The sequence below is a fragment of the Hahella sp. CCB-MM4 genome (genome assembly GCF_002260525.1).
Taxonomy (GTDB): domain Bacteria; phylum Pseudomonadota; class Gammaproteobacteria; order Pseudomonadales; family Oleiphilaceae; genus Hahella.
In genome coordinates, this window is the sequence record NZ_MRYI01000015.1 from 1 (window position 1) to 25,757 (window position 25,757).

Sequence of the window (25,757 nt, forward strand, 5' to 3'; positions counted from 1 at the left end):
GAATGAGCCAGTAGGAAGGCTCATAATGATAAGGGGCAAAAATCCAGTATTCGCCGCCAATGCGGTAGCCCCTCAACTGATGATGCGCGAGGATCAGTTCCTGCAGTTCCATATGAAAATTCCCTGTTTTCCTGAAATCAAAGAGCGTGATTTTCTGTCATCCATATCAGGGTTGTCAAAGGAATAGCTATAAATACAGACACTTAACCATTTAGACATAGGCCGAAATGACTATTAAAAACAAATATCCGAGATAATGTCTGGTCTATTTTTGTGGTGTTTACTGGCGGTCTAGCTGTAAACCTGAGGCAAGTATATTCGCGGCAGAATTTGGGCTTGTCGTTGAAAATCCACCTAGAAACCGATCGGACCCTGTTGGTTTTATCTATTGGATATCTTGGTTACGTCTCTTTGTAGGCTGTTCTGCTTCTCAGAAATCCACCCATCTATTTTGCTCTTTGTCCAGCCTTACCCGGATCATTGCGTATTCGTGATTCTCACCTTCAGTTGACGAACCAACATTTCCTATGAGGATTCTTAACTCCTTAGCATTACAAAGCGCTATTTTTTCACCCAAATATTCAGACAAAAGATAATGCAATTCAGCACGAACTCTTTTCTCCTGTGACTTAAAGCTGTTTAAAGATTCATAGGCAATACTATAAGCTTCATCTTGAATACACTCTTCCTCTTCAATGTATACAACATACTCATCATGTAAAAAATGAATTCTCTTCGGATCGTTACCATTCATTAAAGACGCCGCTAACAACTTGATTTTTTCCATAACACTTTGGTGGTTGCCCGCTTCCACCATTAGACCAGCTGAGATAGAAAAAACTACTTCGCGGCCCTCTATATTTGTGCTTCGTACTAAAATTATTCCTGTTCCTTCCACTGAATAATCACATTCAAAGCGATACTCCTTGCTGACCTCTAGAGGCTTTTTGGTTGAGACAATTATCATTGCCAAAAAATCCTCTTTCTCCGTATCACGACAGCCTGATGCATCGCCAAGAATACGGAATACTGTACCCAGTTCCCATTTAAGCTGTTTTCGTTTGGAATCGGCTTCCTCCGGCTCAAAATAGAAATATGTCAGCAATGTATCTATATCACCTTCCTCAAAACTATTAACAAACTTCTCTTTAATAGGGTTATCTGAAGCTAAAGCAATAGATGATATCAAGACACATAAAACAAATAGAGCGATGCTTTTATAAAACATGAGAACCACAAATTGATGACTTAAAACAAAGACTAGCGCTATAGATCTGTGTAAGCATAATAGAGCTTGCTCATAACTAATCAACAATTAGCTATCAGCCAAGCAGTGATAAGACAATTCATTGATGAATAATTTTCGTCTAATAGATTATGACGACCTACTCATATGAGGGGCTACTGGTCGAAATCCGTATGCAAATATTTTAAAAAACCAAAAGCGGGCCCATAAAATTCACGAATCAGAGAAAAACCTGAGCAATTCGATCACAACGCATCTTTTCCGTGTTCCAACCAGGCAGCACATTCTGGTGATAGAGTGCGGGTGACCGCTGATTCATATTGAGCAATTTCCTGATCCGTCAGTATATGCTTCCAGCGGCCATTAGTTCCTTTATGAAAGAAGGCTTCCGGGCCATCCTTGAATTCACCTTCAAACAAGGGAGCGTATTTTTTTGCATCATTCTTCATATTCTCAAAGGTCACTTCTTCAGCAATGTCGGATCGCCGAGTTGCGGAAAGCGAAACCCCAAGATGGTCCGCGATACGTTGAATTTCGCCGGTTAGGTCGGCCAGTAAATCAGCAAAGTGCACAAAAATGATATTGGGTAGATGTCTATATTCCCACCAGCTTTGAATAAAGTGAAAGTGTGACCAAAAGGGATATCCATCCTGCTCCCAGTCAAACCATCCCTTGCTGATCCAATCCGCCCAAAATTCTTGAAAAGTTTCCGGCCTGGGAGGAAATGAAACACCTTCATGACTATTTAGAAGAGCGAGCAACTCATCAGAGTAGTTGCCGTAGTGGTTCCACAAAGACACGGCAACATCCCGACCATCACGTCCCAATACGATGTATCTAACCTGGGGAAAATAGGGCAACCCATCCAGGGGCAGATGAGTTTTGATAATGCGACGGTGCGGTTGTGCTTCCAATAACGCGATCAGATCCTGCAACGGATCTTGTTGCGGATCTGTACGCCAATCCAACCAAGGCGCGATATCCAGCAGCGATTTTGGATTGTAATCCGACAACAACAATTTCACAGCAATCCACTGTGTCCATGTGGTGCCAGATTTAATGGAACTCGCTACAACCACATCGCCGTCACAGGGAGAAAATGCATTCCAGCGCGTACTGTCCAGATGATGGTGCTGGTATGTGTGAGAAACGGAGGGCAACGATTTATTTAGCATCTGGCGGCCTCTTCCAATATATCAACCGCCCTGCGTACGTGGTGTTCTTCTGTTCGTATTTGCCCAATACAAAAGCGTAAAACGTATCGTCCGTTTAACTTTGTGTGGGTCAGATAAATCTGTCCCTCCTGGTTCACCTTATCGAGGATTCGCTCATTGGTTTGGTTGTCCCCTTTGTGGCGGAAGCAGACAAGGTTGAGAAAGGGCGGCGCTGCCAGTTCAAAAGAATTTGATTCTTCTATCAGGTCGACAAATAGTTTCGTTAAGCTGACGTGTTTGCGAATGTGTTTCTGCAATCCTTCGATTCCATAATATCGGATAGTCAACCAAAGTTTCAGCGAGCGGAAACGCCTCCCAAGCGGGATCTGCCAATCTCGATAATCGATCACGTCGCCGGTTTCAGTCGCCACATTCTTCAAGTATTCCGGCAAAATGGAGAGCGCATTAGTCAACGCGGTTTTATCGGCGACATAAAAGCAGTCACAGTCATGATTGACTAACAGCCATTTATGCGGGTTAAAACAATAACTGTCCGCATGTTCCAGCCCCTGATGCAGATATTGATACTCAGGACACACTGCAGCCGAGCCCGCCATAGCGGCATCCACGTGCAGCCACACTCCTTCTCGTTGACAAGTACGACCAATTTCCGAGACGGGGTCAACCGCCAATGATGATGTAGTGCCTATCGTGGCGCACACAAAACAGGGTACCAGACCGTCCTGTCGATCTTTTGCTATTTGTGCGGCAAGCGCATCAGGCAGCATCGCAAAGTTATCGTTCACATTGATCAGGCGCAGGTTTTCACTACCAAGACCGGTAATACGAACGGCCTTTTCTATCGATGAATGGGTTTGGGTGGAACAGTAAGCAACCAGTTTGTCTTGGTAGCCCGCCCGGTTGCTTCGTCCTTCTGTCGCACGCTCGCGAGCCGCCAATAACGCACATAGAGTGGCGCTACTGGCATAATCCTGCAGCACGCCGCCGCCCGTCCCCGTGGATTTAAATTTGTCCGGCAAATCTAACATCTCTACCAGCCAGTCCAGCACGTGGGTTTCCAATTCTGTGCAGGCCGGACTGGTCACCCATAACATACCTTGAACCCCTAGTCCGGCGCATAACAGCTCTCCCAAAACCGAAGGAGCGGAACATGAGGTGGGGAAATAAGCAAAGAAATTTGGCGATTGCCAATGGGTCAGGCCGGGCAAGATGATGTTTTCAAGATCTTTGACCACATCCTCCAAGGATTCGCCAACGCTGGGAGGTGAAGGGGGTAATCGTGAGCGCACTTCGTTTGGAGCTACCTGCGAAAGAACCGGGAACTCCTCCACCCGCCCCCAGTAATCAGCAATCCAGTCAATGATCTGGTATCCCTGCCGACGAAATTCCTCTGGGGTCATATGAAGATCTGTTGCGGAAGGTGTTTTATTTTTCATGCGAGCTATCCCTGATAATTAATTAGTGTGAACAGACCCTGATATTTCCTAATGCCGTTTTGATTCGCATGCGATTATGCTGTGTATGCTCGGCCAAGCGATGCAAAATTTCCATGTCATAACCGCCGCTCCCTTTTGAATTCCGCTCTCGAATACTAAAATTCTCCTCCGCTACTTTGATGTGCGGATAGCGGAATTTAACCAGCACTTTCAATATCTCTAACAAGGCAATGGCCACCGCTTCAACCTTACACGGATTCCTCTCTTTTAAGGCTCTCTCGGTTACAGAAACATAGGATTCCGCCAACCCTTGCAGCCTCCGGTAATCTCTAATAACAATCGGTGAATATTCGATATTGTGTTCAAAATACCTGTGGTAATCAGCGTCCGGACAATCGACCCCCCACATAGCCCAATCAATAAGAAGTAGAGGGAGTTGTGCAGCACTGTGTCCAGCCCATAAACGCCCCCCTATCTTCAGTGGCTCAAAGTAAGGTCGAAGTATGTAGGAAAAGGTTTCGGGAGAAATCTTTCTCTTTACCGTGACAATCGATGAAGTCAAAATTTGCAAGCAACCGGCACACCTAAGCAGTAAATCTGCGCATTCCTGACTTTCGGGATCAAACGCTTCTGCTACTGGAAACAGGCAAAGTAGCTTTAAAAGGTCCTCGATTGACGTGCTAAGAAGTTCGATAAAAAGAAGCTCTTCATCCATCCCTGTGAAGCTACGCCTTCTTTTGCCTGATGGATTGCGAATAGAGTATGAGTAGACATTATCTCTCGGTATCTCTTGAGTAATTTTGGATATACTTAACAAGAACTGTTCCAGCCCCGGAATTTCATCCAAACTTGCGCCATGCCTGAGCAAAGAAGAAGCCAAGAAACATAAATCTCTTGTCATTGCATGTGCAGTTATCTGCGAGATGTATTGCGTCTGCACGCTAGATAGTGCGAGGCTGTTCCCTTTTTTAATAATGCCTTTTACATGGCATAGGTGATTGCAATGATGAAACTCATCCATAAAGAATTCATCTAGCGAGAACGGATCCAGGAGGGATATTTGTTTCGTTGACTCAATCAATCCTTCGATCATTTTGCATCTTCCTAACTTTGTGTAACGTTCCGTCACATTGAGGAAAAGGCTTAAGTAGTAGTCCCTTTTATCATCCGAGATTGCGCAACCATCTGATTAGCTTCAAAGGATACGCTCATCACAAGATGTTACCGCTCAGGTGATTTTGATTAAGTATGTGCTATTCCGGTCAGGATGCAAGAAACTACCTCTCACCAGATATAGTGGTGATAGACCTCGTTCATGCAGCCACGGGAGGTATGTAACCGTGCCAACCCAACCCCATGATCTGTCGCCCATTTTTGACTCCTTGAAAAATTCAAAATGTCTCACTGACATACTGGGCTGTTGAATCACGCGTCGAGCCATGCTCCAACCACACAGCACAATCCGGGGACAAAGTCCGGGCGACCGCTAGTTCGTATTGGACGATTTGCTGCTCCGTCAGTATATATTTCCAACGGCCATTAGTTCCTTTATTAAAAAATCGCTTCGGACCATCTTTCAACGCGCCTTTAGGCACGGGAGCGTATTTTTCCGCTGCATTTTTCATATTCTCAAATGTCAGTTCTTCAGCGATTTCGGATCGCCGGGACTCTGAAAGCGAAATCCCAAGATGATCTGCGATACCCTGAATATTTCCGGGTAGATCAGCCAACAAGTCAGCGAAGTGCACAAAAAGAATATTGGGCAAATACCTGAAATCCCACCAGGTTTGGATAAAATGCAAATGTGACCAATAGGGATAGCCGTCGTGTTCCCACTCAAACCATCCTTTGCTGATCCAGTCCGCCCAGAATTCATTAAAGGTGCTGGATCGTGGGAAAGGAGCGCCTTCGTAGCTGTTTAAATACGCAAGGAACTCGTCGGAGTAATCTTCGCAGTGGTTCCATAAAGATAAAGCCACATCCCGTCCGTCACGTCCCAGCACGATATACCTAGCCTGGGGGGAATAGGGTAATCCGTCCAAGGGGAGATGAGTTTTGATTACACGCCGATGTTTTTGAGCCTCCAACAGCGCAATTGGATCTTGTTTCGTGTCTTTGCCTGGGTACGGTCGCCTTTCCAACCAGGGTGAAATATCCTGCAATCGTAAATCGCGATTTGGAAATAGTAATTTCAACGTAATCCACTGTGTCCAGGTGGTGCCCGATTTCATGGAACTCGCTATGATGATATCGTCGGCTCGGGGCGAAAAAGCATTCCAGCGCGTGCTGTCCAGCAGGTGATTTTGGTATGTGTGTGAAACCGTGGGCAGTGCTTTTTTCATTAATTGGCATCCTTTTCCAATTTTAATGACTTACTCTCCTGAACACCTCTCTTATGGTGGCGATCATACTACCTAATTTGGTGTCCGGGATTATTAGACCACTACACATTGGTGATTTTGCTATCTCAACTTCTGCAAAAAATAATCTTATTACAGTTCATACTGAGTCATGGGTTTTAGCAAGTTCCGAAGTGGTCAAAGCTACCAGTTTGTTAATTGCCAACTCCCTGTTACCGAGGTCCGCTCACAAAACACAAACATTAATATGCTTCCACAACATCAAACACTATTACCCGCCGCAAACCCGGACGCCCAGGCCCACTGGAAATTGTGACCACCTAAGTGTCCGGTTACATCGACCACTTCGCCGATAAAATACAAACCTTCCTGTAAATTGGACATCATGGTTTTGGAGGAGATTTCCTTTGTATTGACGCCACCTAAGGTCACTTCTGCTGTGCGGTATCCTTCTGTGCCGTTGGGTTTGATCTTGAGATCGGACAAAACGGCGGCGATGTCCGTCAGGCGTTGGTTGGAGTAGCTTTGCATATTGCCGGACCAGCCTTTCCACTCACAGAGAATCTGCGCCAGACGCTTTGGTAAAATTTGCGACAGCATCTGTTCCAGGGATTTGTTGGGGGCCTCCTGTCGCCATTGTTTGAGAGTGGCCTCCAGGTCTGTGTCCGGCATGAGACGGATATGTACATCCTCTCCGGGATTCCAATAACTGGAAATCTGTAGAATGCCGGGTCCGCTAAGTCCTCGATGAGTAAAGAGAATGGGCTCTTTAAAGCTGATGTCGTTCGCCGTCACCACAGCATCAGCGGCTATTCCGGAAATGGGAGAAAAACGTTCCAGATCAGCGGGCTGGAGCGTCAATGGCACCAACCCTGCCCTTGTTGGTAATACCTGATGCCCAAACTGCTCGGCGATTTTATATCCGAAAGGTGTGGCCCCCATGGTGGGAATGGACAGCCCTCCGGTAGCAACCACGAGTGCTTCACACTGAACCTCACCGGCGGTGGTCTGCAATAGAAAACCTTCCTTTGATGCTTCTATCGAATTGATGGTAGTTTTCAGGGAAACCTCAACACCCGCCCAGTCGGCCTCGGCTAGTAGCATGCTAAGGATATCCTTGGCACTATGTTGACAGAATAATTGTCCGGGTGTTTTTTCAAAGTATTCGATACCGTGCCTTTCCACCCACTCCAGAAAGTGATGAGGGGTATATCGCTTCAAGGCGGAAATACAAAAATGAGGGTTGTCCGAGAGGAAGTTAGCCGGGGTGGAATTCAAATGGGTAAAATTGCATCGCCCGCCTCCTGACATCAGGATCTTCTTTCCGGGCTTGTTGGCATGATCCAGCACCCGCACTTTTCTACCTCTGTAGCCGGCAGTAATAGCACACATCAGCCCGGCAGCCCCGGCCCCTATGACCACCACATCAACAATTGTACGACTCAATGAAAACTCCGATATGACAAGCCACTTACGGTTCCAAACGCTCAATGCGCTGGAACTTATTGTTATCATCAAAATAGATGACAAAAGTACCGTGCACCCCTTCGCGGGTGACAAAGCGCTGCAGGATACCGGTGGGGAACTGAACCCTGAGTCCGTCCCGACTGACCGTCTCCACCATGCTGGCGACCCGCTGATAGTGTTTTAGATATTCATCCGCCGATATATTCAGATCGACGATTATCTGTCTCATAGAAAAGCCCGATGCAGCATTCACGATGCGGCCTATGGTACCACAGAGGCCTATTATGGTTGGCCAAAGATAGACAACATTTTTGGCTAATTCAGGAGTTTCCCAATGTCAGGTACTTGATAATGATGTTATCAATAATATCCTCTTCGCGGACCTCGTTAATCAGGCGGTTAATACGTTCACCAAGGCCATCATTCTGTTCAATAATTCTTCGAGACAATGCAATGACAACCGGACGGGTGGATATTTCCTCAACGACCTGCAAATCATCGAAGTAATGAAGTTTTCTGGCTTGGTACATAAAAGTTATGTCTTCCGAAATGGCACAGTCCACCCGGCCGTACATGGTGAGTTTAACCAACTGTTCTGCGCTATCTACCTCAACCGGGTTTTTGAAGCGACTGATATCCAGGTTTGGAAAGCGATAACTGAATCCTCGAAGGATTCCGGCTTTCACACAAGGAATCATTTCCGGTGGGGAGCCGGACTTCGGAGCATCTTTTCGGGAAATGGTGGACACGGTGGAAACATATAAAGGCACCGAGAGCCACAAGGTTTCCAGCATATCCTGATCATTATAAGCCGTTGTCGTTAGCAGCCCATCAAGGAACCCCTGTTGCAGCATCAGACTGATACGGGGACGGGGAAAGCTCTTCAGATCAAACGAAATTGACGCCCGGCCCAGAACTTCGCGAACGATTTCATAGTCGATACCGGCAACCTGCCCGCTTTCCTGATGATATACATAGGGTTCCACGTCCTCAGCGGAAGCCAGTCTCAGAGGTCGAACCTCGGCATGACTATATTGGCTGCTCACTCCCCAAAGAGTGAGCAAAACCCAAATTGGCAGCTTTACCAGAGACATTTATACACCGCAGTGAACCCTTTGATCCGAGAGGATTTCTCGTGGAAAGAATCCTGGAGAGATCAAATACAGATATTTCAAGCGTAGCCCCGGGGTACAGGCTTGTCCATTCATTGCCAGCTCCTCCGTTTCTCGCCTTCTCCCCCATCTCCTCCATCTCCGTTCCTGAGCTCCGCCACCAATCCGTTCATGAGCTCCGCCACCAAAATTGTCCTCTTTCCTGGGCCTCTTTCCTGGCGCTTCTCATCCCAAATATCCCTCTTAGCCTCAATTAATAGGATTTTCCCGACTGGACACCGATTGTCCTGCAACTACGCTTATAGGTGTGATGACAGAACAAGGTCGCAACAATGAAAACAACAGTGTCTTGTCTATGTCTGGCTCTTTTAGTTAGTCATCCTGCATTTTCTGCTTTTGCAGATGAAAGAATTCAGATCAATGGTTTCGGCAGCATTGTGGGAGCGACAACCCTCGATGATGAGAAGCCTTATTTTGGTTATGACGACAACATTGATTTCAAGAATGAGTCATTGTTTGGCCTGCAGGTCCGGGCAGATATGGGCGCTAATCTCTCTGCCACCGCCCAGATCCTGGCTCGCGGCGCAGAAGACCATGAAGCAGAATTTGAATGGGCCTATTTAACGTACACGTTCAATAATCAGTGGACGGTTAAGGCCGGTCGTTTCAGAACGCCCTTCTTTGAATACAGCGACACCATTGATGTGGGCTATACCTACCATTGGGTCAGGCCGCCGAAGTTTGTCTACGTCCCCTTATTCAATAATCTGGACGGCATCAACGTCACCTATTCCTCGCCCATCGGTCAATTCGATTCCACGCTGGATTTTTTCTACGGCTCGGTCCGGGAGACGATCCCATTAGGAGAGGTGGATCTTGAATATGTTGCCGGCGGTTCCTGGAGAATAGGAGTAGACTGGATCGGCATGCGCTTCTCTTACTTTCGTTCTGAGCTGTCCATTCCTCCCATCCTGCCAGGCCTGACCGAGATTCTTCCGGCAGACCCTGACGCACCATCCACTGCACCGCCATCTACCGGCCCCACAGTTTCTGCAGAGGTCGCCGAAGCCATTCGGGCCAAGAACGATGTGGGAACCTTTGGCAGCATATCCTTGAGAGTCGACTATCAAAACGCCTTCCTGATAGCGGAAATCACCAAAAGCAGAATTGAAGAGAGTGCCTTCGAAGATCCACTCGCCTATTACATTTCGACCGGCTACACCTTCAACCAGTTTACGCCACACCTCACTTTTGAGGTGTTCGATACCAAACCGAAAACTGAAATCCTTGATATGGTCCCGAATTCAGATCCGGTCAGAAGTGAGCTGGAGAGCCTGCTCGATCAGACAGATCAGGACAACACCGTGATAACGCTGGGGGTGCGTTATGATTTTCACCACAGTGCATGCCTCAAATTTGACGTGAGCAAAGTTGATTATGACAAGGGCGGTCCTTCCAGGATCGATACAAAACTGTTCAGCACAGCAATTAGTTTTGTCTTTTGATGGAGCGCCCCATGTTACTGTTACGCAGCAATACGATACTGATGGTCATTCTTTCCATTTTAATACTGATACCAACATTCATACTGGCCCCAGCGGTAAAAGCGGATATCGCCGTCATCGTCAATCCGAATTCTGAACTATCTCTGAGCCCCGAGGATATCCAGAACCTCTTTCTTGCGAAAAAAGCCTTCTTCCCTAACGGAAATAAAGCCACACTCGTGACAGTTGAAAGCTCCTCGGCTCTCTTTGAAGAGTTTTGCCATAAAGTCGTTAACAGGCGACCAAGACAATTTCTATCTTACTGGGCTCGTCTCGTTTTTACCGGGAAAGCAGCTCCTATGATTCGCGCCTCCAGCGATCAGGATATAAAAGTATTGATTTCCCAGAATCCAAACTACATAGGTTTCATTTCCACATCGGAACTGGACGATTCCGTTAGATCTGTGCAGCAATATTAAACATCGCAAGAGAAAAGATACCTGCCCGAGGTATAGCCATACACTGCTCTGGCTGCAGTTTTTGGAACTGCCAAGATCGAAAAAACATGAGTTTGAATATTTTTTAACCATTCATTTGACACTGTTCAACTTACAGACTATCTAGGGTAGTGTCTGTAACCTCAATAAGAAAATATCCAGTATTTGTTTTCTAATTTGTTTTCTCAGGGACAACCGTCTCTGTCGAAAACCAGGGAACCCAAGGAGCAGTCTTTGGCTGCATGAATGCATGATGCATAAGGAAACGTACTATGTCCCTTCAACAAAACAGCCTTCAGCACAACCTCTCCTACCTCTACTTCCAGTTCAGTTGTACTTAGCTTCTTTTCCGGCTGGATCGTAAAACCGTTCCACCCCTTAAAGACTTCAAAACATCAGCTGTAACAACTCCAACAAGATGGTTAATCACATCGGACAGTCATCCGGGGCGTGATGCCATTCAATCGAACAGCTCAACCAGTAGAGGAATCTGATAATGAGAACACCTCCTGTTTTACTCATTGCTATTGCACTTATCGGCCTGACAAGCAGCATTCTTAGTTACGCCGATCAACCCGAAAATTCCTGGCGAAAGCCCCCGATATTGCCGGTCCTCAACCCAATGTTCTATGACTCGGAACATTTCCTGGAAGATATATCCGTCATCTCATGTGAGTTGGAAAATGGGAAAAATTCCCTCTGTTTTAAGTTGAAAGTCAAAAGCAACCCAGTGCCAAATGGTCCCTATTGCCCGGAAACCATTAATGATATTGGCGGTGTCTATCCTTATGATGGCGCCACAAATCCCGGACTACGAGTCTTAAAACGGGACCTTTTTGAGGATATGGAGCACGACGGTTACGATATCGTGGACGATAACGGGAATATCCGATTTGTCATGCTCAGGCCGGGAGAGCAACCCAACCTGGATCCAGACCTGTCTTACTGCATCGAGGTGGAGCCCGATAACACTTTGCAACTTACCTACATAATCCCCGTTTTCCCCAGGTTTGCTTCCAAACCCACTCCCATGGATGATGCCATGGATATTGTGGGTCTATCGCTGATTGGTATGCCAATCAACGGACTGCCCCCCTCTGTCGCCAACGGCATACCGGGAGCTCCCAGCGGTTTAGGCAGCATGCCCGCATTGGATGCTTGTGGAGGGCACATTAATGAGGGGTTCTATCATTCCCATATATTCCCGGAAACCATCAATCAGATTTATGCGGATCATCAAATTTCCGAGATTCGCTGTGAAGAGGTTTACCAGAAAGGTTCAGGGGATCTGCTGGGTTATGCCATGGATGGATTTCCCATCTACACCGATCTCCCCGTCAGTGGAAACCACCCCCAAAACCTGGATAGTTGCGGAGGGCATTTTGGTCCGACCATCCACTATCCTTTCGGGATGTACCACTATCACGCTTCTCTTGATAATGAGCTCAACGTCAACATACCGCTGTGCCTAACCGGCCTTATGGCAAAAGAGCAGCTGATCGTGGAGCAGTCATTATGAGGTTACGACGTTTAACGCCCATGGTGGCTCTCATGCTGACGCTGCTCGCTCCACTTGCGTACTCACACCATTCGTTCATGTCGTTCTTCAACCTTATCAAGGGTGTCGACAGTCAGTGGCGTCTCACCGCAGTTCTTTCACAGTCAGGCGTGACCACCCAGCTTCAGCATACGGGGCCAGAGACAGATACAACAGATACAGAGGAAACGACAACGTCGGAAATTTCGATGGAAAGACAACTGACGGAATATCTCGACAGCACAATAGAGATCAGCCTTGATGGCAAGCGGGTCATCTTAACCCCGGAATCGGTCGATCTGGGAAACCATGAAACCAGAGTGATCTTCGTGTTGCAGGGTGCACCCTCGGAGTTCAATCTATTGGAGGCCTCCATCCGCAGTTTTGCCGACGACAAAAACCATCACAACATTTTGACACTGGTTCAAGGGAGCAAAAGAAACCGGCAGATTTTATCTGCTAGAAATAACTTCTCAGCAAGTATAGAAGTGGGGAGTTACAGGGATACAGAGTGATCCTGGCCGTCCAGACTCGGATTAGGGCTAAATCGGGTTAGGAATAACCAGGTTAGAAAAAATAAGTTAGGAAAATCGAGTTAGGACAGAATCAGGTTGAAAGAAACAGCCCCAGCCTGCGGAATAACCGCTGGCTGGGGCTTGATGCACTATTGCCCCTCCGTCATACCCCCTGGGTAGCGTGGGTCGTGGACTGCGCCAGGTCAAGAAGCTCGCGAAGTGCCACAGAGTACATGGGGAACTCAGGGTCCTTAACGGCTTTCAACTCGGTCAGCATTCCCTTCCAGCGATCAAGCAGATCGGTGTATGACTCAGACCAGGTGCTGATGCGCTCATCAATGTCCTCTGGCGCTTCCTTCAGACGCAACACCCCAACTGTCAGAGCACGTTGCTGCCAATCCAGGTCTTCCCGGAAGCTCTCACGGGCCAGAGCCTGCCAGTGGGAAGTAGGCTGAGCCATGTTGATCTGGTGGCTGAACCATTGCAGATCCAGTTTTTCACCAAGCCGGAAGAACAGTTTCGCAACATAACCAAGTTCCAACCCGGTCTGTTCCTGGGCTTCGATAATCCCCAGAGCGGAATACAGGAACGGCGCACCAGCAATGGTTTCCGCCAATTCTTCAGGGACACCGGCAGAACTGAATTCCTGATAACGCTGCTGCCACAACTCATGTTGTTCTCCGGTCAGCAGATCTTTGAAATCATGGGCAATGCGGGCAATACCTGCTGTGAATTTATCCATGTTGGACATCACATTGAGTTCACTACGACGATTACGCAGGAACCAACGGGTAGCGCGACGCACCAGACGAATCAGCTCAGACATCATGCGAATCTGAATGTCTGCACTGACTTTGTAATCCAGCTCTTCAATCTGCTGCCAATGCGTATTCATCCGGAATACATCCCGGGCAATGACGTAACCCTGGGCAATAGACGACACCGAAGCTCCGGTTGACTGACGCAAACGATCCACAAAGGTGATCCCCATGTGGTTGACCATGTCATTGGCCACCTGGGTCGCAATGATTTCGCGGCGCAGGCGGTGCTCTTTCATCTGCGGGCCGAACTTTTTCACCAGCACTTCGGGGAATTCGGTATCCAGCTCCGCTGCCAAGTGCTCATCATCAACGATATCACTATCAATCAATGATTCCTTCAGCCAGCCTTTCACGTAGGAGATCAGCGTACACAGCTCCGGCCGAACCAAGCCGCGCTTCATGGATTTACGTTCCGTGATGGTTTCGTCATCCGGTATAAATTCCAGAGCCCGGTTAAGTTTGCCGATAGATTCCAGATGCGCGATCAGGCGACGGTATTCTTCAATACGATTACTGGCGTCAAACTCCGCGATACTCAGCGCCTGGGTTTGACGGTAGTTATTCTGAAGCACCAACTCTGAAACATCTTCCGTCATGTCCGAAAGCAACTTGTTACGCTGCTTCATGGTCATGTCGCCGTTGGCAACGATTTCATTCAGAAGGATCTTGATGTTGACCTCGTGGTCAGAGCAATCCACGCCACCGGCGTTATCAATAAAGTCGGTATTGAGTTTTCCACCTTTAAAGGAGTATTCGATACGTCCCAGGTGGGTCATCCCCAGGTTTCCGCCTTCACCGATAACCTTGACCTTCAGGTCCTTGGCGTCAACCCGCAGGGCGTCGTTCGCCTTATCCCCGACATCGGCATGGGACTCATGAGAGGCCTTGATGTAGGTACCGATACCGCCAAACCAAAGGAGATCCACCGGGGCACGCAGCAAGTGCGATATCAGCATATTCGGCGGTAAACGGTCCTGTTTGATACCAAATCTGGCTTTCATTTCGGGACTGATGGGAATGGACTTGGCGCTCCGGTTGAATATCCCTCCACCCTTGGAGATCAATTTCGCGTTGTAGTCGGTCCAGGATGAACGAGGCAGATTGAACATGCGCTGACGTTCTTTAAAGCTTTCCGCCACATCCGGATTCGGATCGATAAAGATATGCATATGGTTAAACGCGGCCACCATTTCGATATGCTCGGAACGCAGCATACCGTTTCCGAATACGTCACCGGACATATCCCCAACACCCACTACGGTAAAGTTGTCCGTGGCCGTATTAATTCCCATTTCACGGAAATGGCGCTCGACAGAAACCCAGGCGCCGCGGGCAGTGATTCCCATTTTTTTATGGTCATAACCCTGGGAGCCGCCGGAGGCAAACGCATCCCCCAACCAGAAATCGTATTCTTCAGAAATCGAGTTGGCGATATCACTGAATGTGGCCGTACCTTTGTCTGCGGCAACGACCAGATAGTAATCGTCTTCATCGTGACGGATCACTTCCGACGGCGGCACCACTTCCCCGATTTTCAGGTTGTCAGTGACATCCAACAGGCCACGGATAAAGGTTTTGTAGCAGGCGATACCCTCCTGCAACATTGCTTCTCGGTCACCTTCAGGCAGATGTTTGGCCACAAAGCCACCCTTCGCTCCCACCGGAACGATAACGGAGTTTTTCACCTGCTGGGCTTTTACCAGACCCAGGACCTCAGTTCTGTAATCCTCAAACCGATCCGACCAGCGCAGACCTCCACGGGCCACTTTCCCGCCCCGCAAATGCACCCCTTCCATTCGAGGTGAATAGACGAAGATTTCAAACATCGGCAATGGCAACGGCATTTCCGGTATGTCGTTTGGAGAGACTTTAAACGACATGTAGGACTTAAGATCGCCGTTGGCATCTTTCTGATAATAATTGGTTCTGAGCGTGGCTTTGATCAACTCGACAAAACGTCTCAGCACCCGGTCTTCACTCAGGTTTTCAACACTGTCCAGCGCCTGGTTGATTTCAATCTCCAGTTTTTGCTGGGCAGCACCACACTGGGCTTCACTCTGAATTTTTTCGGGATTGAAGCGGGCTTCGAACAACCTGAAAATCAGATCCGCAATATTGACATGATTGACCAGCGTCTGTGCCAGGAAATCCTGACTGTAGCTGAAACGAATCTGGCGCATATAACGGGCATAGGCACGGAACATGGCAATCTGACGCCAGTCCATGTGAGCCGCCAGCACCAGGCGATTGAAGATGTCGTTCTCCGCTTCCTGAGTCCACACTTTATAGAACAGCTGTTCGAACTTACTGCGGACCTTGGATATGTCTATCACCCGTCCGTCACGGCTTTGCAGGGCAAAGTCATGGATCCAGACGATTTTCTTGTCGCGGGAAATCGTCTCGAAGGGATGTTCACCCAATACCCTTAATCCCAGGTTCTCAAACAAGGGGAACACATCAGACAACGGCACTTGCTCGTGAGCATGGAAGAGTTTGAAATGCAGAATGCTTTCGTCTTCCTCAATGGCACGGTAGAAGCTCATTCCGAGTGTGGATGTCTCACTTAAAGAAGCAATGTGATCAATGTCGATCACCGCACGACGTGGCGAGAAAGTCTCCCGATAGCTGGCGTTAAAAGCCTGGGCGTAAAGGTTGATATAGGTATTGGCCAACTCTTCGCCATGGGCTTCGTTCAGGCTTTCCATCAAGCCGTCCTGCCAGGACTGGGCAGCCGCCACAATCTTGTCTTCCAGCTCCTTGGGCTTCAGGGTACGTTTTTCGCCCCAGGGCACCTTCAGGGTAAACTGCGTTCTGGCCAGAACAGACTCGGAGAAGAATGTGGTGAATTCCACATCTTCTGCATTGGTCGCTTCCACGAGGATGTCGGAAATCTTGATTCTCAGTTCGGTGCTGTACAGATCTCTGGGGACAAATACCAGCGCACTGACAAACTGACCGTAAATATCCTCGCGCAGGAACAGACGTATTTTACGACGCTCCTGGATATACATGATCCCCATTGCCGCTTCGTACAATTCATCACGTTGAATCTGAAACAGCTCATCCCTCGGGTACACAGACAGGATCTGTTCAATCTCCTTGCCGGCATAGTCAGTCGGATTGAACCCTGAGCGGCGGACAACATACTTCACTTTACGACGCAGCAATGGAATGTTTTCCGGCGGCTGCTGATAAACCCGGGAAGTATAGAGACCAAGGAAACGGCACTCACCAACCACTTCCCCCTGGTCATTGAATTTCTTCACAGCGATATAGTCAGGATAGGCAGGTCGGTGGACAATGGAGCGTTGGGAGGATTTGGCAAAGGTGAAGATTTCGGGACTCAGTAACTCTTTTGAAGTTCTTCTCGGAAGGTCACTGAACTTCAGGGTGGTGGGTCGCTCCTTGTGACTTTTCAGGATACCCAGCTCGGACCCCTTCACCTGCTGCAGCACCATATCCTTGCCGGATTTCTTGAAGTCATATTCGTCATATCCCAGGAAGGTGAAATGGTCTTCCACCAACCATCTCATGAACTCCTGGGCTTCTTTGACATCCGTCTTCTTAAGGTTGGGAATGTCGTCTTTGAATCCTTCCATCAGTCGGGCGGCGTGGGCCTTCATATCCGCATAATCGACCACCGCTGTCCGTACCTCTGCCAGCACCGATTCAAGGCTTGATTTGATTTCAGCCAGGTGCTGCTCGTCGGCATGACGGTCTATTTCCACATATAGAATAGACTCCGCCAATTCCAGAGGCCGCTCTTCTTCACGGTCGAGAATGCGTTTGAACTGCCCCTTACGGTCGCGCTCTATGTACAGCACTGCCTGCTGCATCGAGTAGATATTCAGTTCCTGCCGGTTCAGTTCCATACGGATACTGTCGACAATAAACGGCATGTTTTCGTGAAGGACCCCGATGACAGTATGGGTGGACTGCCACCCGTGCTGATCCAGATCAGGGTTGAAAACTTTCACTTTCGGTTCGCTGAACTGGTGCTCCTGAACAAAGTGCCAACAGGCCATGATAGCGCCGTAAATGTCGGCTATTCTGCGGCCCTGTGCTTCTTCGAGTGGAGACATTTCAAGATACAGACGGGTAAACCGGCCAAGTTCAGCGGCAAGCTGGGGCTCCAGCTTCTGCTTGAACTCATTTTCGAGCAACGTGAAAAATTGTTCTTTGGTTTCAACGTTGACCTGCTTCATCACTCACCTTCTTTTTATTTATGCGCTCGTATAACCGTGCCAGTGCCTGTGATTCGATAAAATCCCGGGCATGATACAAAAAAGGCAATTATCCATGGTCACTTAGGGGCTATATGTACGTAGTTTCCCGCTTCTTATACTTTTGTCCATGACAGCATCGCACTTAACGGCCTTTACCCATGGAACTCAATGGCCTTCACTTTTAGATAGACGCACACGCGAACCTGCCCGCCAAAGATATGACCTGACAAACATAAGACTTGCCCGCCAAACATAAGAATAGTTCAGCTCCTGGAAATTTCAGGTAGTGACAGCATATGACGAATAATTAATGGCGATAGGCCCGTTGCACCTGCATAATCGCCACACTTTCATGTAAAAACACGTATTAAAACGACAGAGTTCTGAACCGGGGGTTGATTAGAATCGCGTGACCTTTCCTTTTAAGCAGTCAAAGGTCAAACCGCGCCATAGTGATGGTGACTTCCTGGTCAGTTACAAAACGGAATCAACATGTCACTGCAGAACACGTTTTTAGAGTTAAAAGAACATCTGAGCCACCGAATCATCGGTCAGTCCCACCTACTCGACCGTCTGCTCATTGCCCTGCTTGCTGACGGCCATCTTTTGGTGGAAGGGGCTCCCGGCCTCGCCAAGACCAAAGCCATTAAAGAACTTTCACAAACTCTGGAAGGTAACTTTCAGCGAATCCAGTTCACTCCGGACCTGTTACCGGCGGATCTCACCGGGTCGGATATTTACCGTCCAGAAACCGGTGTTTTCGAGTTCAAGCAAGGCCCCATCTTTCATAACCTGGTCCTGGCAGATGAGATCAACCGTGCCCCGGCGAAAGTGCAAAGCGCGTTGCTGGAAGCCATGGCGGAACGCCAGGTTACAGTGAGTGGTCGCAGCTACGCACTGGGCGGGTTATTCATGGTCATGGCAACTCAGAATCCGATTGAGCAGGAAGGTACCTACCCGTTACCGGAAGCTCAGCTCGACCGTTTCCTGCTCCACATCAATATCAGCTATCCGGACGCTGAGTCGGAATTGGCCATTCTCCGGCTGGCCAGACAGGAAGCCACCGAGCAACCATCTCACGTCGCCAAGGCGCTTTCTCAACAGGATATTTTCAGCGCCAGGAAAGAAGTGCTCGACGTCTATATGTCCGAGCCGGTTGAACAGTACATTGTTCAACTGATTATGGCGACACGGAACCCCGGTGCTTTTGACGACCAGCTGGCCCAATGGCTTGAATTTGGCGGCAGCCCAAGGGCAACCATCGCCCTCGACCGATGTGCTCGGGCACATGCGTGGCTGATTGGCAAGGACTTCGTCGCACCAGAGGATGTTCAGGCAGTGATCCATGATGTCCTCCGTCACAGGCTGATCACCAGTTTCCGGGCTGAAGCAGAAGGCATTTCAACCGACCAGGTTATCGACCGAATTATATCGCTGGTCCCTGTCCCCTAACGGACTCAACCGGACGGCTTTTAGCTTTGCCCCCGGGAGGGCATACAAACGATTGATAATAACTTCTGGTTAATTGATACGACATGCGGCCACATCGCGTTTATACAGCACTGGAGGAACTTCTCAGCTTGCGGATTTCCGCCGCCAAACTGAGTCTGCGCTTCGATCCTAGAAAACTTCAGCAACTTGCCGGCACTCACCTGTCCCGGTTTCGCGGCAGGGGTATCGACTTTTCCGAACACCGACAGTACCAGCCCGGCGATGATCCCCGCTCCATCGATTGGCGGGTCACCGCCAGAAGAGGCCGGGTTCACACCAAAGTTTTTCACGAAGAAGTCGAGCGTCCCGTACTCATCCTTGTCGACCAGTCCATCAACCTGTTTTTCGGCAGTGACAAGGCCTTCAAATCCGTTACCGCCGCCGATATTGCTTCACTATTGGCCTGGGCCGGACTGAATAAAGGTGACCGTATAGGCGGGTTGGTATTCTCAGACCTTGGCCACCAGGTCATCAAACCCTCCCGCCACCCAAAGCAGGCGTTACGACTTCTGGAATGTGTCCACGAATTCAACAACCAGTTAAGGCTTCCGTTACCAAGCCCCTCCAGTTTCAGCCTGAATGATGCTCTGGTTGAACTGCGACGGGTTGCACGCCCGGGCAGCCAGTGCTATTTGATCTCGGATTGGCGCCAGTATGACAGCACAACAGAAAAACTGCTTTTTGAGCTGAAACGACATTGCCAGATGCTGGCATTTCAAGTCTATGATCCTCTGGAAACTTCTTTTCCGCCGGGTTCATTCCGACTGACGGACGGGGTGAATGAATTGGAGATCAACACCGACGATAAAATGCTGGAGCAACGTTTTGAGCAGCAATACCAAGCTTGGCAGCAACGCGTCATTGACCAGTTTGCAGGCCTGGGCATGGGATGTGCCAGAATTTCGACCCAGGAAGATCCGTTCCAGGCATTGCTGCTTCTGCAGCAAAACGGCAGAATCAAAAGTCCACTTTCAGGAGTTGCACCGGAAGCTGTGCCAGGAGTTGCACGATGAGCTTAGTGCAACAATTGCAGCTAAATGATGTCATTGAACCAACGCCCGTTGCCAACTGGCCTGTGGCCCCAGGCTGGTGGATAGTATATGGGCTGGCCATCCTGTTGGTCGTGCTGGGGATACTCTGGCTCATCAAATTGAGCAAACAACGGGCAAACCAGAAGCGGACTCTGGCGGCACTACAGCAATGCTGGGAACAGCATCATGCGACGTCTGACTTCACCGGATTCCGCCAGACAGCCAATCTGGTCCTCAAACGGCATTGCCTGCAATTGGGCCATAGAGACATCGCTGCCATGCCGGCAACATCCTGGCAGTCTTTTCTACAGAAAAAGCTACCTGAAAAATACCATACGGATATTGCCGATTTCTGCGGCTCCCTCTACCGTCCGCAGATCACCACAGAATCTGAAGCCCATGAATGTCGCACACGGGTGCAGCAGTGGATCAGGAGGTTGAAATGCTGACATTCGCCTGGCCCTGGCTGCTCATTCTTCTTCCTCTTCCCTGGCTGCTGCGCAAACGCTCAAAGCCAGAGGTAACTTCCTCCACCGCGGTAAAAGTGCCGTTTTATAAGCAGGCAGAGTCCGCTTTAGCCGGATATGGTGCCCAGCGCACTTCCAGGCCCGGCCGATCCCTCTGGAGTAAACTTTTGTTGCTGCTTGCCTGGGTATTTCTGATCGCAGCCTGCACCCGCCCCCAATGGCTGGGAGACCCCATCCCGGTGAAAACCGAGGCCCGGGATCTGATGCTGGCAGTGGATATTTCCCCCAGTATGCAGGAAACCGATCTACTGCTGAAAGGCTATCAGGCGACACGTCTGGAAGTGGTGAAATCGGTCGTCACTGAATTTATCAAGCAGCGTCAGGGAGACCGCATGGGACTGATTCTTTTTGGCGCTCAGCCTTATATCCAGGTCCCCCTCACCTTTGACCTGACCACGGTCTCGCAACTCCTGGATGAAGCCGCTCTGGGTATTGCCGGTAACGCCACCGCGATTGGCGATTCCATCGGCCTGGCCATCAAAAGGCTCCGTGAGCGGCCCGCGGATTCGCGGGTTTTGATTCTGCTGACCGACGGAGCCAACACCGGCGGTGAAGTCAGCCCGGAACAGGCAGCAACTCTGGCGGCAGAAGCAGGAGTCAAGATTTACACCATCGGCGTCGGCGCTGATGAGGTGCTTCGTCGAGGACTATTTGGATATCACAAGGAAAATCCCTCATCTGACCTGGATGAGAAGTTGCTGCAAAAAATCGCCAGTGATACCGGCGGCCAGTATTTTCGAGCCCGTAACACGAGTGAGCTTGAGCTGATTTATGAGTCGATTAATCAACTGGAACCCATTGAGCAGGACCAGAGAGTGTATCGCCCCACCACTGAGTACTATGCCGTTCCCCTCGCCATTGCCCTTATCCTGCTATTGGTGTTCTGGGCATTCGGCTGGATTTCGGCACGACTTCAAAATGCGGGACAACCAGGCTTTGCCCGTCAAGGCATTGATACGCAATATGATGTGCATCAACAGGGGGGAGAGTAACGTTGAATCAGTTTCATTTTCTTCGCCCCGAAGCACTATGGTTACTGCCGCTGGTCGTCTTACTATGGTGGTTGATGCGGCAGAAAGCCCGCCGCAGCAACTCCTGGAACCAAGTCTTACCGGCTGAGTTTCTGAAGGCGCTGACATCAGGACCATTAACAGACAAGCCCTCAGTCATTACCTGGATCTGGCCTGCTGCAATACTGCTGTCGGTACTGGCTCTCTCCGGCCCGACCTGGTACCAGGAAGAGACCCCGACAGGCTTAAAAGAAGACCCCGTTGTCATCGTTTTCGATCTGTCCTTGTCCATGCTGGCAACAGACCAGTCTCCCAACCGTCTGAAACGAGCCCAGCAAAAACTCTATGACATTGTGCAATACCGCAGAGAAGGCCAGACCGGTCTGGTGGCCTTTGCCGGGAGTGCACACGTGGTCAGTCCGTTAACTGAAGACTCGGACACCTTACGCGCCATGATCCCCGCCCTTGACCCGTTCATTATGCCGGAGTTGGGCAGTAATGCGGCTTCCGGTGTCAGTAAGGCAATTGAAGCCCTGCAACAGGCAGGCTCCAGAAATGGAAGAATCCTGCTGATCACCGATGGCATTGAAACCACCGATATTCCCAATATAGAAAATGCCGTACAAAATGCGGGAGTCCAGCTTTCCGTCATTGGTGTCGGCACTGCAGACGGTGGCCCGATTCCCATTCCGAATCGGGGCTTTATCAAGCAGAACAACGAAATTGTTGTGGCCAGGCCTAATTTCAGTGATATGCAGTCAATTGCAGCCAAATCCGGAGGTCGATTCAGTCAGTTGACGCTGGATGCCGGCGACATTCAGTACACCCTTCCCGATCAGGAGTTATCCATCAGCACGGAGGAATCCCAGCAGACGTCGTTGGATTGGCATGACGCCGGTTATTGGTTGCTGTTCCCAATCCTGGTATTAGTGCTTTGGCAGTATCGCCGTTCGGGCATCGCGATCGCCCTACTGCTCGTAGTGATCTATCCGGACACCAGTCATGCCTTCGAATGGCAGGATCTATGGAAAACTCCGGATCAACAGGGCCAGCAAGCTTATCAGAGCCAGGATTTTGAAGAGGCTGGAAAGCTGTTTCAGGATCCGATGTGGCAAGGCATGGCCGAATACAAGGCGGGCAATTTTGCTGACGCGGCAAAGTCCTTTGCGGCGCTGGACAACCCTCAGGCCCACTTCAACCGGGGGAATGCCCTGGTGGAGCAACAGCAGTTCGAAGAGGCCCTCAAAGCCTACGAGAAAGCGATAGAGGAAGACCCGCAATTTGACGAAGCCCGCAAGAATAAACAGAAGCTTGAGGACTACCTGAAGCAACAGCAGAACCAGAACCAGAACCAGAACCAGAACCAGAACAATCAGAACTCGGGCAACGATTCCCAACAACAGAACTCGCAGGATCAAAGCTCACAGCAACAGCAGAACTCGTCCCAGTCTTCCGGCCAACAGTCTTCGCAGGACGCTCAGTCCGAGCAGCAGGCCAATCAATCTCCCGATGCTCACCAGGATAAAGGCCAAGACGCTGACAACCAGTCCGCTCAAGGCCGAAACCAGGATCAGGAGAAACAGCAGGATCAGGAAAACCCGGCGGCCAATAGTCAGCCACAGCAAGCCCAGTCGGAAGAACAGCAGAAGAATCCGTCACAATCAGTGACTCAACCTGAAGATAAATCCAGTCAGGATCAGGATGCCCAGGGACAAACACAAAGCAGTGCCCTGGATAGCGATGCAAGCCTCAAAGACCAGCAGACAGAACAATGGCTGAGAAGAATCCCGGACGACCCGGGCGGTCTTTTGCGACGTAAATTTCTTCAGCAATATCAATCCAATAACAGGCGACAATCCAACGGCAACGACGGTCGGACGATATGGTAATGGGTAAGTTACATATGACAGGCAGCAACAAGACCTTTCTACAGCAAATCCTGGCCCTGTTCATGCTGATCGGGATGTCGGGTATTGCACTGGCCGACCTCAAGGCGGAGGTTGATAGAACAGAGATCCGTGAAAACGAATCCCTGCAACTGACGGTCACCAGCACTCTGGAAGTATCCTCCACCCTGGACCTGTTCAGCTTGAATAGTCTGTCGATTCCCCAGCCGGACATCAGTGCCGTTGAAGATGATTTTGAGATCCTCGACAGACGCCAGAGTTATCGCGTACAGATTGAAAACAACCAGAACAATTCGGTCATCACCTGGGACTACACCCTACTTCCCAAACACAGTGGTGAAGTCGTCATTCCAGCCATCGAGTATGAGGGGAACAAGTCCACCCCGATCCCCATCAAGGTGGTGGCCGCCTCCCAGAATATTCCGAACCAGCAAAAAGACGTGTTCCTGGAATCGGAAATTGACCGCTCTGAAGCCTATGTACAGCAGCAGGTCATCTATAAGGTTCGACTGTATTACAGCCAGGACCTGATACGGGGTGAACTGGAGCACCCGGATCATCCGGATGCCCTGTTCAAGCAGATAGGTAAACAAAAAGAGTATTCCCGCTACGTGGGCTCCCGTCGCTTCAATGTGATTGAACGGCAATATGTGCTGTTCCCACAAAAAGCCGGAGAACTCGAAATTCCCCCGTTGCAGTTTACCGGCACTCTGCTGGAGCGACGCATCGGCCGCCGTATCTATTCCAAGGAATCCGCACCGGCAGTCAAGATTCAGGTCAAAGCGCCGCCAGCTTCCTTTTCCGGTAAAACCTGGCTTCCTGCACAAAGCCTGAATATTCGGGATGTATGGAGCGACCCCGGCAGGGAAATGAATACCGGGGATTCATTGACCCGGACCATCTCACTTCAGGCATTGGGATTGGAGGGCGTACAGCTGCCTCCTCTGACCTCCCCCGATCTGGACGGCCTGAAAGTCTATCCTGAGCCAGACACCATCGATTCGGATGAACATGCCGCCGGAGTCACCGGGAAAAGAGAAGAAACCCAGGCAGTCGTCGCACTGCGCCCTGGCGTCTACACTCTGCCTGAAGTCAGAATTCCCTGGTGGGATGTGGTCAATGATGAAGAGCGGGTTGCGATCCTGCCCAGCCGCACCATCACTGTAAGCGGCGCGCCTACTCAAAATACAACGGCGGCACAAACAACGCCTCCACAAACACCGGTAGCAACTCCGGGCACATCGGCAAGCAGCCCAGCCCCCTCCGCTACCTCCGGTGTAACAAGGCCGATTGTCGAGGACGATGTGTCCCCGTTCTGGCAAATACTGTCAGCCGTGTTTTTCCTTCTATGGATACTGACATTGTGGGCATGGTGGAAAAAGCCTGGCATGTCGATTAAGGAAAAAGAACCAGCCGTAGAGAGACCAAAGCAGGCTACCACCTTGCAGCAGTTGGAAAGATTTGCCGCCATTGGCGATCCCCGTTTCGTAGAAGCTTTCCTCCAATGGCTGCAACAACAGAAAGCCTCCGGAAAGCTTTCAGGAAAAGAATGCGATGCTCTTAACACTGACATTCGTGATCTCCTGAACCAGATCCAGCGCCTGCACTACGGCCAGAATACCGGTGCAGAATCCCACTCAGACAATACCAAAATCACCGAGCTGGCGAGCCAGATTCTTACTCACGCCAAAACCGTTCTGGCTCAGTCAGAAGAGAGAAATTCCAACCAACTTCAACCTCTGTACCCTGCCGGTTGAGTAAATGTCTCCAGGTTCAAACCTGGAGACATTTTTCGTACTAATACTGATCGTAAAATCACCAAAAGGATAACTGCGTATTCCTTTTGGATGAGAATCCCACTAGCCTGAAGCCTGTTCTGACTGGTTTGGATGCCTGTTTTTTCAGCGACATTTCG

Annotated in this window: 19 protein-coding genes; 10 read left to right on the plus strand and 9 right to left on the minus strand. The window is 49.6% G+C overall.

Annotated elements, in window-relative coordinates; translation table 11 throughout:
• Positions 1-430: 430 nt before the first annotated feature.
• The 8 genes from BTA51_RS21370 to BTA51_RS21405 all read right to left on the minus strand — a co-directional run bounded on the left by BTA51_RS21370 (position 431) and on the right by BTA51_RS21405 (position 8,778).
• A complete protein-coding gene (locus tag BTA51_RS21370; protein WP_094711050.1) occupies positions 431-1,228 on the minus strand; it encodes a hypothetical protein in 798 nt (265 codons plus the stop codon).
• Positions 1,229-1,491: 263 nt separating this feature from the next.
• A complete protein-coding gene (locus BTA51_RS21375; protein WP_094711052.1) occupies positions 1,492-2,421 on the minus strand; it encodes a sulfotransferase domain-containing protein in 930 nt (309 codons plus the stop codon).
• The gene (locus tag BTA51_RS21380) at positions 2,415-3,857 is read right to left on the minus strand and encodes a pyridoxal-dependent decarboxylase (RefSeq protein ID WP_210404890.1); all 1,443 of its coding nucleotides are present in this window, start codon (positions 3,855-3,857) and stop codon (positions 2,415-2,417) included. Before BTA51_RS21380 ends, BTA51_RS21375 begins: the two co-directional genes overlap by 7 nt.
• 22 nt (positions 3,858-3,879) lie before the next feature.
• On the minus strand, positions 3,880-4,950 hold the full coding sequence (locus BTA51_RS21385) for a monodechloroaminopyrrolnitrin synthase PrnB family protein (RefSeq protein WP_094711054.1): 1,071 nt from the start codon (positions 4,948-4,950) through the stop codon (positions 3,880-3,882).
• 298 nt (positions 4,951-5,248) lie between these two features.
• Complete coding sequence (locus BTA51_RS21390; RefSeq protein WP_094711056.1) at positions 5,249-6,199, minus strand: sulfotransferase domain-containing protein; 951 nt, start codon at positions 6,197-6,199, stop codon at positions 5,249-5,251.
• A gap of 279 nt (positions 6,200-6,478) precedes the next feature.
• Complete coding sequence (locus BTA51_RS21395) at positions 6,479-7,663, minus strand: NAD(P)/FAD-dependent oxidoreductase (protein ID WP_256385746.1); 1,185 nt, start codon at positions 7,661-7,663, stop codon at positions 6,479-6,481.
• 25 nt (positions 7,664-7,688) lie between these two features.
• Positions 7,689-7,913, minus strand: coding sequence for a DUF2835 domain-containing protein (locus BTA51_RS21400; RefSeq protein ID WP_094711060.1), 225 nt, complete (start codon positions 7,911-7,913; stop codon positions 7,689-7,691).
• 91 nt (positions 7,914-8,004) lie between these two features.
• Positions 8,005-8,778, minus strand: a complete 774-nt coding sequence (locus tag BTA51_RS21405; RefSeq protein WP_094711062.1) for an ABC transporter substrate-binding protein — start codon at positions 8,776-8,778, stop codon at positions 8,005-8,007.
• Between the two features lie 350 nt (positions 8,779-9,128).
• On the opposite strand from BTA51_RS21405, the gene BTA51_RS21415 reads away from it, so the two are divergent.
• From BTA51_RS21415 to BTA51_RS21430, 4 genes are all read left to right on the plus strand, one after another.
• Positions 9,129-10,301, plus strand: a complete 1,173-nt coding sequence (locus BTA51_RS21415; protein ID WP_094711066.1) for a porin — start codon at positions 9,129-9,131, stop codon at positions 10,299-10,301.
• 11 nt (positions 10,302-10,312) lie between these two features.
• Positions 10,313-10,759: a hypothetical protein gene (locus tag BTA51_RS21420; RefSeq protein ID WP_094711068.1), complete on the plus strand. Its 447-nt coding sequence runs from the start codon at positions 10,313-10,315 to the stop codon at positions 10,757-10,759.
• Between the two features lie 514 nt (positions 10,760-11,273).
• Entirely contained in the window at positions 11,274-12,296 is a 1,023-nt protein-coding gene (locus BTA51_RS21425) for a YHYH protein (protein WP_094711070.1), read from the plus strand.
• A 32-nt stretch (positions 12,297-12,328) separates the two neighbouring features.
• Positions 12,329-12,829, plus strand: a complete 501-nt coding sequence (locus tag BTA51_RS21430) for a hypothetical protein (RefSeq protein ID WP_141215646.1) — start codon at positions 12,329-12,331, stop codon at positions 12,827-12,829.
• A gap of 163 nt (positions 12,830-12,992) precedes the next feature.
• Here the strand turns inward: BTA51_RS21430 and BTA51_RS21435 are convergent, their stop codons facing one another.
• Positions 12,993-17,855, minus strand: a complete 4,863-nt coding sequence (locus BTA51_RS21435; RefSeq protein ID WP_094711074.1) for an NAD-glutamate dehydrogenase — start codon at positions 17,853-17,855, stop codon at positions 12,993-12,995.
• A gap of 513 nt (positions 17,856-18,368) precedes the next feature.
• Here BTA51_RS21435 and BTA51_RS21440 point away from each other — a divergent pair.
• From BTA51_RS21440 to BTA51_RS21465, 6 genes are all read left to right on the plus strand, one after another.
• Positions 18,369-19,328, plus strand: coding sequence for a MoxR family ATPase (locus tag BTA51_RS21440; protein ID WP_094711076.1), 960 nt, complete (start codon positions 18,369-18,371; stop codon positions 19,326-19,328).
• Positions 19,329-19,411: 83 nt separating this feature from the next.
• Complete coding sequence (locus BTA51_RS21445; RefSeq protein ID WP_094711078.1) at positions 19,412-20,380, plus strand: DUF58 domain-containing protein; 969 nt, start codon at positions 19,412-19,414, stop codon at positions 20,378-20,380.
• Positions 20,377-20,847 (plus strand): DUF4381 domain-containing protein, encoded by a 471-nt coding sequence (locus tag BTA51_RS21450; protein WP_168188254.1) that lies wholly within the window; start codon positions 20,377-20,379, stop codon positions 20,845-20,847. Before BTA51_RS21445 ends, BTA51_RS21450 begins: the two co-directional genes overlap by 4 nt.
• Positions 20,841-21,917, plus strand: a complete 1,077-nt coding sequence (locus BTA51_RS21455) for a VWA domain-containing protein (protein WP_094711082.1) — start codon at positions 20,841-20,843, stop codon at positions 21,915-21,917. The genes BTA51_RS21450 and BTA51_RS21455 overlap by 7 nt, the downstream gene beginning before the upstream one ends.
• 2 nt (positions 21,918-21,919) lie before the next feature.
• The gene (locus BTA51_RS21460) at positions 21,920-23,824 is read left to right on the plus strand and encodes a VWA domain-containing protein (protein WP_094711084.1); all 1,905 of its coding nucleotides are present in this window, start codon (positions 21,920-21,922) and stop codon (positions 23,822-23,824) included.
• Positions 23,824-25,599: a BatD family protein gene (locus BTA51_RS21465; RefSeq protein ID WP_246841123.1), complete on the plus strand. Its 1,776-nt coding sequence runs from the start codon at positions 23,824-23,826 to the stop codon at positions 25,597-25,599. The genes BTA51_RS21460 and BTA51_RS21465 overlap by 1 nt, the downstream gene beginning before the upstream one ends.
• Positions 25,600-25,757: the final 158 nt, after the last annotated feature.